General features: G+C 58.1%; 20 protein-coding genes. 3 read left to right on the top strand and 17 right to left on the bottom strand.

What is annotated here, in order from left to right; translation table 11 throughout:
- Positions 1–119: 119 nt before the first annotated feature.
- The 4 genes from BV82_RS13160 to BV82_RS13175 form a co-directional block, all read right to left on the bottom strand.
- Positions 120–899, bottom strand: coding sequence for a DUF2786 domain-containing protein (locus tag BV82_RS13160; protein WP_036995794.1), 780 nt, complete (start codon positions 897–899; stop codon positions 120–122).
- Between the two features lie 259 nt (positions 900–1,158).
- Positions 1,159–1,794 (bottom strand): hypothetical protein, encoded by a 636-nt coding sequence (locus BV82_RS13165; protein WP_036995792.1) that lies wholly within the window; start codon positions 1,792–1,794, stop codon positions 1,159–1,161.
- A gap of 608 nt (positions 1,795–2,402) precedes the next feature.
- On the bottom strand, positions 2,403–2,768 hold the full coding sequence (locus tag BV82_RS13170) for a hypothetical protein (protein ID WP_036995790.1): 366 nt from the start codon (positions 2,766–2,768) through the stop codon (positions 2,403–2,405).
- A gap of 78 nt (positions 2,769–2,846) precedes the next feature.
- Positions 2,847–3,017: a hypothetical protein gene (locus BV82_RS13175; RefSeq protein ID WP_158491192.1), complete on the bottom strand. Its 171-nt coding sequence runs from the start codon at positions 3,015–3,017 to the stop codon at positions 2,847–2,849.
- Positions 3,018–3,083: 66 nt separating this feature from the next.
- Between BV82_RS13175 and BV82_RS13180 the strand changes: the two genes are divergently transcribed.
- Positions 3,084–3,584 carry a hypothetical protein gene (locus tag BV82_RS13180; RefSeq protein ID WP_036995789.1) on the top strand — a complete coding sequence of 167 codons (501 nt, stop codon included), beginning with the start codon at positions 3,084–3,086 and terminating at the stop codon, positions 3,582–3,584.
- Positions 3,585–3,596: 12 nt separating this feature from the next.
- Here the strand turns inward: BV82_RS13180 and BV82_RS13185 are convergent, their stop codons facing one another.
- From BV82_RS13185 to BV82_RS13225, 9 genes are all read right to left on the bottom strand, one after another.
- On the bottom strand, positions 3,597–3,908 hold the full coding sequence (locus tag BV82_RS13185; RefSeq protein WP_036995788.1) for a hypothetical protein: 312 nt from the start codon (positions 3,906–3,908) through the stop codon (positions 3,597–3,599).
- Between the two features lie 244 nt (positions 3,909–4,152).
- Positions 4,153–4,701 carry a hypothetical protein gene (locus tag BV82_RS13190; RefSeq protein WP_051636773.1) on the bottom strand — a complete coding sequence of 183 codons (549 nt, stop codon included), beginning with the start codon at positions 4,699–4,701 and terminating at the stop codon, positions 4,153–4,155.
- Between the two features lie 7 nt (positions 4,702–4,708).
- On the bottom strand, positions 4,709–5,272 hold the full coding sequence (locus tag BV82_RS13195) for a siphovirus Gp157 family protein (RefSeq protein ID WP_036995786.1): 564 nt from the start codon (positions 5,270–5,272) through the stop codon (positions 4,709–4,711).
- Positions 5,269–6,009, bottom strand: a complete 741-nt coding sequence (locus tag BV82_RS13200) for a hypothetical protein (protein WP_036995785.1) — start codon at positions 6,007–6,009, stop codon at positions 5,269–5,271. Before BV82_RS13200 ends, BV82_RS13195 begins: the two co-directional genes overlap by 4 nt.
- A gap of 180 nt (positions 6,010–6,189) precedes the next feature.
- On the bottom strand, positions 6,190–6,510 hold the full coding sequence (locus BV82_RS13205) for a hypothetical protein (protein ID WP_036995784.1): 321 nt from the start codon (positions 6,508–6,510) through the stop codon (positions 6,190–6,192).
- A 157-nt stretch (positions 6,511–6,667) separates the two neighbouring features.
- Positions 6,668–6,994: a hypothetical protein gene (locus BV82_RS13210; RefSeq protein ID WP_051636772.1), complete on the bottom strand. Its 327-nt coding sequence runs from the start codon at positions 6,992–6,994 to the stop codon at positions 6,668–6,670.
- Positions 6,991–7,212 (bottom strand): hypothetical protein, encoded by a 222-nt coding sequence (locus tag BV82_RS13215; RefSeq protein ID WP_036995783.1) that lies wholly within the window; start codon positions 7,210–7,212, stop codon positions 6,991–6,993. The genes BV82_RS13210 and BV82_RS13215 overlap by 4 nt, the downstream gene beginning before the upstream one ends.
- Positions 7,209–7,397 carry a hypothetical protein gene (locus BV82_RS13220; RefSeq protein WP_036995781.1) on the bottom strand — a complete coding sequence of 63 codons (189 nt, stop codon included), beginning with the start codon at positions 7,395–7,397 and terminating at the stop codon, positions 7,209–7,211. The genes BV82_RS13215 and BV82_RS13220 overlap by 4 nt, the downstream gene beginning before the upstream one ends.
- Positions 7,394–7,810, bottom strand: coding sequence for a hypothetical protein (locus BV82_RS13225; RefSeq protein WP_036995779.1), 417 nt, complete (start codon positions 7,808–7,810; stop codon positions 7,394–7,396). The genes BV82_RS13220 and BV82_RS13225 overlap by 4 nt, the downstream gene beginning before the upstream one ends.
- An 811-nt stretch (positions 7,811–8,621) precedes the next feature.
- Between BV82_RS13225 and BV82_RS13230 the strand changes: the two genes are divergently transcribed.
- Positions 8,622–8,882, top strand: coding sequence for an SPX domain-containing protein (locus BV82_RS13230; protein WP_036995778.1), 261 nt, complete (start codon positions 8,622–8,624; stop codon positions 8,880–8,882).
- Between the two features lie 363 nt (positions 8,883–9,245).
- Here BV82_RS13230 and BV82_RS26400 read toward each other — a convergent pair whose 3' ends face one another.
- A complete protein-coding gene (locus BV82_RS26400; RefSeq protein ID WP_036995777.1) occupies positions 9,246–9,662 on the bottom strand; it encodes a superinfection immunity protein in 417 nt (138 codons plus the stop codon).
- A gap of 157 nt (positions 9,663–9,819) precedes the next feature.
- Here BV82_RS26400 and BV82_RS13240 point away from each other — a divergent pair, with 157 nt between their 5' ends.
- The gene (locus tag BV82_RS13240; RefSeq protein WP_036995776.1) at positions 9,820–10,254 is read left to right on the top strand and encodes a YceK/YidQ family lipoprotein; all 435 of its coding nucleotides are present in this window, start codon (positions 9,820–9,822) and stop codon (positions 10,252–10,254) included.
- Between the two features lie 148 nt (positions 10,255–10,402).
- On the opposite strand, the gene BV82_RS13245 is transcribed toward BV82_RS13240, so the two are convergent.
- The 3 genes from BV82_RS13245 to BV82_RS13255 all read right to left on the bottom strand — a co-directional run bounded on the left by BV82_RS13245 (position 10,403) and on the right by BV82_RS13255 (position 11,863).
- On the bottom strand, positions 10,403–11,113 hold the full coding sequence (locus BV82_RS13245; protein ID WP_036995774.1) for a hypothetical protein: 711 nt from the start codon (positions 11,111–11,113) through the stop codon (positions 10,403–10,405).
- 2 nt (positions 11,114–11,115) lie between these two features.
- Complete coding sequence (locus BV82_RS13250) at positions 11,116–11,463, bottom strand: hypothetical protein (RefSeq protein WP_036995773.1); 348 nt, start codon at positions 11,461–11,463, stop codon at positions 11,116–11,118.
- Between the two features lie 163 nt (positions 11,464–11,626).
- Positions 11,627–11,863 carry a hypothetical protein gene (locus BV82_RS13255; protein ID WP_036995772.1) on the bottom strand — a complete coding sequence of 79 codons (237 nt, stop codon included), beginning with the start codon at positions 11,861–11,863 and terminating at the stop codon, positions 11,627–11,629.

Raw genomic sequence — 11,863 nt, forward strand, 5'->3', positions numbered from 1 at the left:
AGGGGGGGCAGCCAGCTTTCCCGCTTGGCCTGGTCGTCTTGGTGGTCTTCCTGGCCTCAGCCAGCGCTACGTCGGCGGTCATACCGAAGACTGCGAATGTGCTCATGGTGATCTCCTTGTCAGGTCATGCCGATCTGTAGGGCCTCCTGGCCGCCAGTGGCCAGCCCCGGATTGAGCTCCACGCGCTGACCAGCGAGTAGCCCGGCAATCTGGGCATCCAGGTCCAGTTCGATCTCGCGGGCTTTCCTGGCCTTGCCAATCTCTCTCCCTGACAGGTACTGCTCGATCAGGGCTTTGTCTTGCGCTTCGACCGCCACCAGTTCGCGACCATTGGAGTGCTGGCCGATGGCGAGATCTTCTTCACCCTGGGGCACCAGTTCGTGAATTTTGTCGTGCACTGCCGACACCCAGGCCAGCGCAAAATGATCTCCAGCAGTTTCAGGTGAATAGGAACTGCGTTGCTTGCCAGCTCGCACTTGCGACACATACTCACGCCGGGCCTGGGTTAGCTTGGTCAGCAGTGCTTCGTAGGCGTACATCGCGATCTGTGGGGCCGGGCTCACTCCAACGAACAATTCGCGGTCCATAACGCGGCTTGTCGATTTGCACCAACTGCGCCTGGAGAACGACCGAACTCCGAATGCTTCTCCAACGATTGAGCCCAGATGCAGGTCCCAAGTTGGCCTGCGCCTGGCTCTGGCTTTCTCCGACTCGACTTCGCCCACATCACTCAGGTGCACGTCCATTTCGGTCAGGCGGTATTCGCGCATCAGCGCCTGTGCCTGACGCATGGCCGTGGCCGCCTCGTTCTCGTTCGAACTTTTCGAAAGGGCAAGGCAGCGTTTGATCTTGCGGATGACCCGTTCGAGTTTGCTTTCGTCGTGCTGTTGCTCGGTCATTTTGTGGTCCTTGCGTGCAGGCGCCGCCCTCGCCGGGGTGGCGTGATTCGTTGAAGTGGGGAGAGTGGAAAACCCACAAGAGGATCGTGGGCAGGGGGCTAGCGGAGGATAGGTCTCATACAAAGACAGTAAGTATGGAGAACCTTCGCTATGCAAATAATCACTTTCATCTTGGACGCGCTGGTTAAGCTGTCCATTGTTTGCCGCAATGTCACACCTATGGTGATGCTGCTCTTAATGCCTGGAGTCGGCGCATGAATCATGGGCAGTTATTCGCTCCGCAGTTGCGGCAGTCATCTAGGAATCGGCCGTCCCAGCTGACAAAGCGACCGCAGCCGTGGCAGTTCAACGGGGGCTCGCGGCGCTTGCGTATCTTGGGAGGCTTCGGCAACTCGACACCGGCAGCGCGTAGGGCCACCTTGTGGTTGACGTTCCGTCGGTGCACCAGGCGCCGGCGGATCGTGTCGATGTAGTCGGCCGCCCAGAGTATTCCGGCGTCTGCCTTGATGGCCTCGGCATAGCGCTCGGCGGCCTGCTCAAGGATCAGCCTGGCTGCAGCGCCGACATTCGTTGTCAGCTGACCTTCGTCACCGATCCAGTAGACGTCGTTGCCGTTCCATTCGCCCGGGAATTGTACGTGCACGAAGCACCCAGGAATCAGCACCGCAGCGTTGACCTTCTCGTTCATGAGCTGGCAGTCGACTCCCCAGTGAGCGTGCTCGTCGATGTGCTCCTTCGGCCATGGGATGTCGGTGTCGCGGTGCCGGGTGGCTTGCTCAAAGCTAAATACCTCGGCCTGGTCCAGGTTCGTCACGTAGCCGCGCCCCTCTTTGGCCCAGAAGGTCAGGCCGTCGCCGACGTGGCTGCGACTGTCCTGCAGGTAGAACTGGCTCATGGCTTTCTCCATGCATGCGCCGCCCTCCGTGGCCGGATGCGGCATGGTGGCAATTTGGTTTTGGATGGGGTATTACGGGTGACCGGCATGGGGCCGGGGGAGCTAATGAATGAAGCGATTTACGGAAAGCCTGCGCTCGTCAGTTCGTAATCGAGATTGGTACACCGCCCTAACATCGGCGCTTACCCTCCCAGATGTGTGCGGCAGGCTGGCAACCCCAGAAAAGAAGAGCTCTGTTCGTTATCCAGCATGGTTTCAGCAGTGGCTGGCTCCGGCCTACACCTTTGAAATGTCTAGAGGTGTCCGTTGCTTCCTGAGTGGAGATGACTGCTACGCACTAAGGTGCAGCTACCTTCATGAAGGAGGTAGTGATATCTCCGGTCAGGCTGCGCAAAAGGCGCTGGACAATTTCCACTTTGTTTCTCCGATCCCAGGCTCTGTGGTTCACAAGAACTTGATAGACAACACTCTTCAGCTCCAAGTGGATCTTTTTTGCCTTGAGATGGCTGACGCTGTGGATAGGTGGGCAGGCTCGGTTGCCAACGATCCTGATATTCAGTCCAGGATGAAGTCGTTACTTATAATTCATTCAAGTGTTCCGGAGCACGCTATATACACCGGGCCCCATCCGGAGGAATGATCTCATCCCCCGGATCACGCTTCAGCTCGACCCGGCTGGCTTGTTCAAGCTGTCGCGCTAGCTTTGGCGATATCTCAAAAGCTGGCGCGCTAGGTTGTTGCAGCCGGCGCGCCTGCTCTTCCGGCGAAGCTGCCAGGAACGACCGATGCAGGTTCTGTAGCAGCTCCTGCAACTGGGTGTAGCCGTGCGCCTTCATTGCTCCGGCCATTCCCTCCCGCGTTCCGGCGGCCATCTCCACCTGCATCCGCTCGATGCCAAAGCGTTCTGCTTCGGCCTTCTTCCTGCCGCGGTAGTCCGCTGAGTGCTTGGCTGCCCCTGTCTTCTTCTCGGCCATTGCCGATACCTCTCAAGCCGCTGGGCGGCAGGTTGATCCATTGCTGGCGCCGGCCGTGCCGGACGCGGTTCATGCGTTTCACTTCGGGCTGCCCCTGACTGGGAAGTCGATACCGTGAGCCGTTAACAGCCGAACCAGGTAGCTGTAACTGATGCCGATCTGTTGCGCGGCTTTGTTCCGGGTGATGCCGGTACCGGCCAGGGCCTTGATCTGTTGGCAGTGCGCCGCCCTCTGTGGCCAGAACGGCATGGTGGCAATTTGGTTTGGGATGGGGTATTACGGGTGACCGGCATGGGGCCGGGCTAGGGAGTTTCAATGAAAATTCGTACGGAACATCAGAACCTGGGCGCGGCCCTCATGCAGATTGCTGAGGACGACAACTTCACCGCAATCAATCCTCTTCGCCTCAAAGGCGAGAAAATCAACAACGCGTTTCTAATCAACGCAGATACTTGCCTGTTCTTGAAGTACAGCCAGGAGCCTAAGGGAGGGGCGAAGGAGTACAAATTCACCTTTTCGTCGGATGTACTCGACTCCATTGAGCTTTCCACTGAGTTCTACAAGAAGATCTTCATCGGTCTCGTTTGCGTGGAGGACCAGGAGATCTGCTGCATCGACATGGAGCAGATGACTGAAATGCTTCAGGCCAGGATCAAATCCGCGGGTCAGGAGGAGGAGGTTTACCAGGTGCTGGTGACCGTTCCGGAAGGGAAGAGCATGCGGGCCTACACCAATGCCTCGGGGCGCAAAGGCGTCGTTGCAGGCAAAGAGAAAGTCATTTCTCGCAATCGATTCCCTGGCTGCTTGTTTGCCTGAGTCAACGGCTGTTCACTCTTCGTGGCAGATCCGTAGCGCTTTGCGCTCCCTGAACTGCTGAAGCTTCCGCACCACAGTCGGTGACACCGTGATTTCGTGGCGCGGCGGCTCAAGTAGCGGCAGCGCGCCGCCTGGGCCCAGCCCATGCAAATGATGAATCATCAGCGTCATCGCCTCGCCTTGTTCCTCGATCCCAGCCCACTCCATCAGCTCCAGCAGGGCCTGCTTAGTCCCTGGTCGAACCTTCAAGCGCAGGTCTTCTTCCTGCATCCTGGCTGCCTTCTCTCGGCGGCGCTCGTCGCGCTGCTGCTGATCCATCGCCATAGACCACCTCCTTCAATCCGCTAGGCGGCAAGTGGAACTGTGCCCGGCGCTGGTGGCGCTGCAGGGCCATTCGTTTGAGTTTCATGGGTGAGCTCCATATCGGTGTCGTGCCAGCCTGCAAGCCACCACCCGCCGTCTACGGTCATGTTTCCGTAGGGCTGGGAGAGGCGGCACTTTCCGTCTTGGCGGCAAGCCCGGCCCTGGTAATAGGCCGCGGGGTAGAGGAGGCGGAGCCGTCGAGCCTTCATGATGCTTCTCGGCTGGAGGCTTCGCGTCGCTCACCGCGTTTCGGGAAATCGATCTGAAAGGCCTCAAGGATTCGAACCAGCGTCCCGTTGCCGATACCGATCCTCTTCTCCACCTGGTGGCGAGTCAGGCCGACATCCCGAAGGGCGGTGATTCGTTCTGCCAGCTTCGCGTCTGCCGCTGCGTCGGTGTATGGCGTCTTCCGCTTACCCTGGCAGCCCGGGGCAAACGTGAAGTCTTCCCGCTGCGACATCGTCCACAGGGTGTTCTGTGGGATGCCAAGCTTCTGGGAGACTTCCCGGCAGGTCATCGTTTTGGCCATTTCGGCGATCAGGGCTGCGCGCTCTTTGGAGCGTTGTTGTCTCGCGCCTTGCTGAACTCCCTTCGGGATCTTCTGGGCTGGCTCTGGGTGCCGCCGGAAGGGCAGAGGCTTGTAGGTGAAGCCGGCCAGTTCGACGGCCTGGCCTCCAGATGCGAAGAAGGCAGCTTTCGCTGCCTCCAGTTCTGCCTGGCGCTGGGCGCCGACGAGGATTTGATTGTCGATCATGGCGTCCTCACTTGATCCGAATGGAGCTTTCTCCGCGCTCCAGGTGGGCCCAGGCTGGGTCAGGGATGAGTTCGTGTTCGCAGTCTTCGCCAGCGGCCATGCGCTTACGGACGGCTTCGTTGTGCTCGCGGTCGGCCTTTAGCTTGGCAGCGATAGCCTTCTTGTCTGGGTCCTGCGTCACCTTCACGCGGACCAAGTCATCGGGAAGGTCGTCCGGCTTGTCGACGATCACCTTCTCAGGTGCCGCGGCGAGCGTGATAGTGAACAGCGGGCGCTTGATCGACTTGATGTTGGCCGCCTCCATGTTTTGGCGCAGGTAGTCGCCAATCTTCGAGACAGCGTTCTCCTTGATTCTCTTGAGTTCGGTAAGGCGCTCGATCTCGGATTCAATAGCCAGGACTTCGCCGTCGATGTTGCGGCGCAGCATGACGATGTTGTCCGCCTTGTCGCCGAACTCGCCCTCGATTCCATCCATGGTGTCTTGGATGGCCTGCTTCAGGCCTTCGTCGTCGGTGTCGGCCATGGCGGCCAACTCCATCATCTGCTTGGTGAGCGGGTAGAGACTGCTCATGCCGCGGTCTCCTGTGTGAATTTAGGCGCGAGGTCGCGCAGCTCCTTTGCAATTCGCTTGATTGCGGTATCGTCATTGCGGGCGGTCAGGCGGCGCACTGCATGATCGTGAAGCTTCTTGACCTCTTGCAAAGACTGGGCGCCTTGCATCGTTTCAACTACCGACCTGATGTAATCCAGACGCTCCTGCTTCTGGCGATCCTCCTCAGCAACTTTGTCTTCGGCTTTGATGATTGCTACCTCATCGCGTACGGCATCTACGTAGGCAGCATCGTCGAACAATCCCATGTGGATGTCTGCAGAGAAGCCGAGAGGCTGCAGGCACTTACCTATGGCATCAGTGAGCGACTTTTTGGCCGCCTCCCAGTCGGTGATGATCTTGCCTTGCTGAAGCAGGACGAATGGCGTGTGACCGTAGTGCTGAACAGTGCACTTCTGGCCCTCTTTTCCCAGGTACCAGAGTTCGATCTTCAATGTGTGCAGCTTCGCGTTGATGCGGGGAGCGTCCGGCCATTCTTTTGTCGGTGCTTGGAGTGGGGCGCCTTCATCGAAGCGATCCTCAAGCACGGTCCAGCCCCAGCCCTCACCGCAAGGCCCGAACACTTCAGTCGCCTTGCGCATCAGGTAGGTTGGTTTGATGGCGGTGCCCTTGAAGCCGCCCATGCCCGTGAAGTTTTTTGTGGCGCTGGGGTCGGTAGTGTCGACCTGGTCCCAGATGCGCATGTTGGTACTGGACATTGATAGCTCCATGCGCAGCTCATAGCGGCGCCGTCAGTTGGAATAGGGGAATGCCAGGTCACGCCATGGAGGTACGGTTGACGCCCTGGCTGCCGGTGATGGTTGCGCGCTCTTACCGGCTTACGATCCACTCAGGGATACGGTTATCCCCGTAGGGCCCGCCGTGCTCGGGTGCGTGATTCAGAAAGTGGCTTTGGCGATCGTGCGCTCGAAGCGGGATGCCAGTTCGGCGTTGACCTCAGCCTTCTTGAGGCTGTCGTCTGTGTTCTTGGCTCGGTGCAGCGCTTCGTAATGCCGCAGCGTGCCAGCGGCAGTGATCAGGTCCGCCAGAAGGTTCGGTGCCTGGGCAATAAGCTTTGCATCGGCCTCCTCGTAGACGAAATCGACTACCTGCTCCTGATCTTCGTTGAAGTCGATCGCGTAGCCGATTTGCCCAGGGAAGCCCAGTCCGCCAACTTGGCGAGCGACCCATGGGCCGGGTGTGTGCTTTTGTTCAGGCATACGAATCTCCCGCGCCATCCCTGCGGTGGGCGCTGATGAAAGGGTTACTGAGTGATGGCGCCGGCCAGCGAGCTGGCTAGCATGAAGCCGGTGCAGGCGAGAAGGGTGAGGGCAGAGCCGCGCCAGAAGGCGACGCGCTTGGCGCGCCGGTAGCAGGTCATGGGTCGTGCCTGCCTTCGCCGTTGCACTTGTGACAGTTGGTCGTCGAGCCGTGATAGGGGCCGGAGAAGTGCAATGTGCCTGAGCCTTTGCAAGTCCTGCAGGCGACCTTGTTGCGCTCGCGCTGCAGTTGCTTGCGCAGGGTTTCCAGTTCGCTCTCACGCGGATCGCTGTCTGGCGCGTGGAAAGCCATGCCGATGTTCTCCGCCCAGCCGACAACATCTTCGGCGATAGCACGGATCTGCTCAGGCGTGGCGGTAACGCCATGCTCGTCGAAGGCTTCCGACAGCCCTTCGGTGTAGTAGTCAGCTCTCGAATAGCTCATGCTCGCACCTCATACCCAACCGTCCACTCACCGCAGATGCAGGCCCGGCAGTTCCAGGCGGCGGGGTTCTCGATGCTGGCTAGCTTGGCTTCATGCACTGCCGCGGCGAAAGTCGGCCCCTTGAACAGCATCAGGACGCGATCAGGTGGCAGGCATTGGCTGGATGGAAGTTCGGCAACCTGCTCGTCAATCAGGCTTGGAAAAACGGGAGTAGTCACGCGACCTCCTTGCGTCGCTCGGCAACCCGGCGAACGCGCTCGCAGTAGTGTTTGAACTCGTCGGAATCGAGAGTGCCGGCGGTGAAGTGATTCACGATCAGCGCCTCGAGCCGCTTATCTGCGCGGAGCGTGTAGCACTGCTCCAGCTGAGAAATAGCTTCACCGATGAGAACGTGCGGGCTCATAGCTCGGCATCCTCTGCATCCGCCTCGACCCCGGCCTGCGCATACTGCTCAAGGATCGACTCGGCGATTTCGTAGAGCTTGCCGCGGCTGTGGTTGCTCTGGCCGACGACTTCCCCGACCATGTTCTTCACGGTGCCGCCTGTTTCCGCTTGAAGCAGGAGGAGGGCCAAGGCGTTGAGGTCGTCTTGCTCGGCCTCCTGCAGTGCCCTGAGGTGCTCGGCGACCTTGGCAACGAACTGCTCTTGGCGGATGCCCACCGGTGCGCCAGAGCGTTGGCGGACCAGAACGTCAGCACCACCGATCAACTGCTCGGCCTTGTCTTCAATCCATGCCTGGATCGTTTCTTGATGCTCTGAATCGTCTTCAGGCTCGGCGTTGTCGTAGAGCCACTGGGCTTTGCGTAGTGCTGACATGGTCGACTCCAAGTTGGCGGTGATTCGATCGCATTGGCCAGATGCCAGGCGCGGGTGACCAAACCCAGCCTTGAGACTGGCCTGGCACCTGCCGATGCGGTCGATTTGAAGGGAAGGGGATGCAGGCGCCCGGCGCTGCCCGGGATGCGTCGAGTCTGGCCAGCTGATGCCCTCGGACTCGCCTGCGGTACACGTCTTCGTTTCGGTTGGGCCTACCCGGAGGCTGATGCGCGGTGACATCGTCGACCCTGCTGTCCGCTGCCTGTCAGGTGTTGGGCGCAGCCTTCAGGCTTGCTGCGCCGAGCAGGGTGAAGCGCTGGCTTACTTCATGGCTCGATCCTCCGTTGCTCGCTCACTGGAAAGGCAGTGGCCACCTATCGAAGCTGCATTGGAATGTCGGTCCACACCATTTTTTGCAATCGACGTCCGGGTATTCGCCGCAATCCGATTGCTCTGGAGATGCTTTTTTCATGACCCGCCGACATTCCGATGCAGCCTCTTTCAAGGGATCGGGCAGTTAACGTCAGGCTGACGTGGCGCTGGTTGTTACTGCTGGGCTCGCTTTCGCTTGCGCTTGGTCGGTACGAAGCTACAGCGACTGTCTGGGTGCTGGTTAGATCGCATGCCCCGGGACCGGTTGATGTATCGATAAAGCTTCATCAGGTGGCGCCAGTTGCGTTCTGACCAGCCAAGGTGGAACACCTTTCGGTCTTCGAATTGGTCGGCTTCTTCTGTAATGTGCTCGAGGTAAGACATCGTGATGGCCTTTTGAAATGGACTTGCGGTCGGTGATCCGCACACGGGATGAGTGATGGCTGAGAAGGCAAATAAAAAAGTCAAAAAGCGCGCTCCAACCACAAAGGAACGCATCGCGAAACTAGAAAAAAGGATTGCTGATCTGGAGGCGTTGATGCCCGAGGCCTCCGATCGTCAGCAGGGCAGCTACACCAGGCAGATACGTGAGCTTCAAGAGCAGCTGCGTATCGAGCAGGTTCACGCCCTCTCGAAGTACAGCCAGGTTCGCCACTACAAGGTTTCGGGAAGCTACGGCAGCGGCAAGCGACCTGGCTGAGTCCTTCTGTTTCGAATTCAGGCCCGCTACTGGCGTCGGCCTGAGTCCGTGATCTGTTGTTCTTCCAGCCGCGGCACTCGCCCGCTGGATAACTGATTTCGCGCTTTACGCTGCACGCCTGGGTCAGTTGCCAACCCTCTGGACTGTTGAGGCCTGTCCATCGCTGCCTTTGAATCTGGGCCGGTATCGATCCGGCAAGGTGTGTCGCTAAAGAGCGGCGCGGCTTTCGCTGCTGGGCCAGTGCTGCTCGGCCTGGAAATAAAAGTAGCAGTGCTGCTATTTAAAGTAAATAGCTGTGCTAATAAAAATACATGAGACGAAAAAAAGCCCGCTCAATGGCGGGCTGCTGGGGGGGGGAGTTGATCAGGTCGTTTGTTGATCCAGGTCTGATCCGCAGTACCGGCACTTGATAGCAGCCACCTTGATGGTTTCCGCGCAGTAAGGGCAGTCCTTCATCTCACTAGAAGTGCTGGCATCACCGGGAGGCGCTTCCGGGATTCCGGATGCCCGCGCAAACTCAATAGGGGTTGGCTTACTCAGGGCCCAAATAAAAGCGGCGATCCAGCCAATGAAAGTCCAGCCCGCTAGCAGGTTGAGCGCAAATATTGGCGTGGTCTTTGGATGCTCGCCAGCAGCACAAATCGTAGGGTAGAAGTAGAGTGCCAGAGCGCAGGGAAAGAAAACGATTGTTGCCAACATGGCGAAACCGTTCGTTCCGCTGCCAATCAGATAGCTGACCAAGCAAACTGCTGAGAGGATCAGCAAGCCTAGAACCTTCATATGATGCTCTCCTTGCGAAAGGGTAGAATTCTACCACCTTGACCCAGCGCCATCATTCGACCGTTCAGCGGGGTTGCTGTCTATTCGCCATCATTCCGATACAATCGCCGGCGGTCGATATCCGGCCAGGCCAATGACGGCGACATGGAGTAGTGGGATGCAGGTTTCCAAGGTGATAGGTGGTGCGGTACTGGCTGGATTGGTTGCGCTCAGCGGCTGCGCGAGCATTGTGAGTGACAGCAAGCCTAAGGTCGGCGTGTATGCGGTACCGCGCGTCACGTCCTTCACTGTCACCAATAGCGCTGGCCGCGTAGTGCACAAAGGCCAAACACCCAACCAAGTGATACTGGAGACGGGGAGAGGGTACTTCAAGCGAGAGACCTACACCGTAACCTTTCATCGCGATGGTTTCCCTGACGACGTGCACGTCCTGCGGCCTACAGTGAGTGGTTGGTATTGGGGAAATATTCTGATCGGCGGCTTGATCGGAATGCTCATCGTCGACCCACTGACTGGCGCTATGTACACGCTGCCAGATGACGTGACGAGCAACCCGATACCTTTGGCTCCTGCTCAGGCATCTGTGAACTAGGCCATCACGCAGGCGAAGAAAAGCCCGCCTGGGGCAGGGCGGGCTAAGTGTTTCACGGATGAGAATTCACCATGCCTGCGCCGGGGTGAAAATTTCGTGAAGGCATGAAAAAGCCCGCCTAGGCGGGCTTTAGTCATTCGATCAAAAGCTATGGTTTTACTGGGCCTGGTGTCGCCGGTGAATCTTGCTGATTCTGAATTTGTTTCAGCAAGGCGCTATTGGCGTCTGATTGTGTTTTGGCCTCTTGAATGAGCAGCTCGACCCTCTGTTGATTGGTAACGGAGTCCTTGCCGCCATCGAAGAACGTCTTGCCTCCCCCAAAGATCGTTGCGTTCGCGCCCATAATTCCGAGAACGATCGCCACGCCAATACCAGCCATCCAATAACGCTGCTCTTTGTTAGCTTGCTTCACCGTGCCGAACTCTTTTTCAGTTCGCTGGAGTGCAGCCAGGGTGGCAGAGACCGCCTTGTCATTTGACTCAACATGTGCTTTCAGGGCCGCATTATGCGCTATGGCCTCTCTGCGCGCTGATCGTTCGCGCAATTTCATTTCGCGCTGTAGCTCATCCGCCATCTTCTGGATGCGTCTATCCATCCGCTCTTCAATGGCGGATAGTTTTCGGTCCAATTGATCCATGCTCATTTCGTTCATGGCCACAGTATGGTCGCTCTGTTCGTCCTTGTCATTTTCATCGCTACCAAGTGCGCTAGTCGCGGACGCAGCGGAGAACGATGCTGTAGAGCTGATGCGGCCAGCGCTTGGCACCGTGTAGCCACCTTGGCTTAGCGCGAATTCGACAAGGGCTCTGTTTGTTTCGCTATGCTCCAGCGCGACTAGCTTGACTACCCTCTCTTGCATGATTATGACTCAGACGACTGTGCTTTCAATCCGTCGAGCGTTTGCCGAAGGCCCAGGATTAGAGATTCCGCAGCTTCGATTGTCATGGTTAGGTTAGCGTACTGAACTCGCGAAGTGGAAAGAGCATCGTGCTGCACTTGGGGTTGCAAGCCTCCTGGTACGCTTGGCACTTCGACCAGCGTCTCATGTGAGATTTCTATGATATCGCGGCTGAAAATCATCGCTATCTTGGTTGCGCCGGTGCTCGACTGCATCACACCAATGTTTGCTTGGTCAACTTGCTCGGAAATGTAGTTGATGGCTTTGGTGTGCTTGATTACGTAGCCTGCTTTGATTTCATTCATAGTCATGGTGGTCTCTCGCGAGAGTATTTTAAGAGTTTAATTCGATCCGACTGCAGGGTGTATCATCGACGCCTACGCCCTCAAAGCCCCATCAGTCCGTGCCAGCCTTTCATCCTATAGGCCAGGCCCTGGAGGTCTCGGCGCAGCTCTTGGTTGGGCTTGCCCGGGCTCATTCCTTTGTCCTTTTCACTCGGCCCGCCTTCACCTCTTCGGCATACCCCTCCAGCTTGTCCTCGACATCCTGGAAGCGCAGAGCAATCTGCATAAGCTCGTTTGCTCCGTCTTCATCGCCGGAAGCAAGCAATTTCTTGGCAAAAACGAACAGATCCACGCCCGACCACTTGAGGGCAGCAGCTGCTTCTTTCAGATCGCGGCGCAGCTCTTGGTTGGGCTTGGTTAGGGACAT

Source organism: Pseudomonas donghuensis, from assembly GCF_000696345.2.
In the GTDB taxonomy this organism is placed as follows: Bacteria; Pseudomonadota; Gammaproteobacteria; order Pseudomonadales; family Pseudomonadaceae; genus Aquipseudomonas; species Aquipseudomonas donghuensis.

Bases quoted from the DNA above. Each gene is read 5' to 3' on its own strand.
- BV82_RS13160 (WP_036995794.1), bottom strand. From the start codon at position 899: ATGACCGAGCAACAGCACGACGAAAGCAAACTCGAACGGGTCATCCGC.
- BV82_RS13165 (WP_036995792.1), bottom strand. From the start codon at position 1,794: ATGAGCCAGTTCTACCTGCAGGACAGTCGCAGCCACGTCGGCGACGGC.
- BV82_RS13170 (WP_036995790.1), bottom strand. From the start codon at position 2,768: ATGGCCGAGAAGAAGACAGGGGCAGCCAAGCACTCAGCGGACTACCGC.
- BV82_RS13175 (WP_158491192.1), bottom strand. From the start codon at position 3,017: ATGCCGTTCTGGCCACAGAGGGCGGCGCACTGCCAACAGATCAAGGCC.
- BV82_RS13180 (WP_036995789.1), top strand. From the start codon at position 3,084: ATGAAAATTCGTACGGAACATCAGAACCTGGGCGCGGCCCTCATGCAG.
- BV82_RS13185 (WP_036995788.1), bottom strand. From the start codon at position 3,908: ATGGCGATGGATCAGCAGCAGCGCGACGAGCGCCGCCGAGAGAAGGCA.
- BV82_RS13190 (WP_051636773.1), bottom strand. From the start codon at position 4,701: ATGATCGACAATCAAATCCTCGTCGGCGCCCAGCGCCAGGCAGAACTG.
- BV82_RS13195 (WP_036995786.1), bottom strand. From the start codon at position 5,272: ATGAGCAGTCTCTACCCGCTCACCAAGCAGATGATGGAGTTGGCCGCC.
- BV82_RS13200 (WP_036995785.1), bottom strand. From the start codon at position 6,009: ATGTCCAGTACCAACATGCGCATCTGGGACCAGGTCGACACTACCGAC.
- BV82_RS13205 (WP_036995784.1), bottom strand. From the start codon at position 6,510: ATGCCTGAACAAAAGCACACACCCGGCCCATGGGTCGCTCGCCAAGTT.
- BV82_RS13210 (WP_051636772.1), bottom strand. From the start codon at position 6,994: ATGAGCTATTCGAGAGCTGACTACTACACCGAAGGGCTGTCGGAAGCC.
- BV82_RS13220 (WP_036995781.1), bottom strand. From the start codon at position 7,397: ATGAGCCCGCACGTTCTCATCGGTGAAGCTATTTCTCAGCTGGAGCAG.
- BV82_RS13225 (WP_036995779.1), bottom strand. From the start codon at position 7,810: ATGTCAGCACTACGCAAAGCCCAGTGGCTCTACGACAACGCCGAGCCT.
- BV82_RS13230 (WP_036995778.1), top strand. From the start codon at position 8,622: ATGGCTGAGAAGGCAAATAAAAAAGTCAAAAAGCGCGCTCCAACCACA.
- BV82_RS26400 (WP_036995777.1), bottom strand. From the start codon at position 9,662: ATGAAGGTTCTAGGCTTGCTGATCCTCTCAGCAGTTTGCTTGGTCAGC.
- BV82_RS13240 (WP_036995776.1), top strand. From the start codon at position 9,820: ATGCAGGTTTCCAAGGTGATAGGTGGTGCGGTACTGGCTGGATTGGTT.
- BV82_RS13245 (WP_036995774.1), bottom strand. From the start codon at position 11,113: ATGCAAGAGAGGGTAGTCAAGCTAGTCGCGCTGGAGCATAGCGAAACA.
- BV82_RS13250 (WP_036995773.1), bottom strand. From the start codon at position 11,463: ATGACTATGAATGAAATCAAAGCAGGCTACGTAATCAAGCACACCAAA.
- BV82_RS13255 (WP_036995772.1), bottom strand. From the start codon at position 11,863: ATGTCCCTAACCAAGCCCAACCAAGAGCTGCGCCGCGATCTGAAAGAA.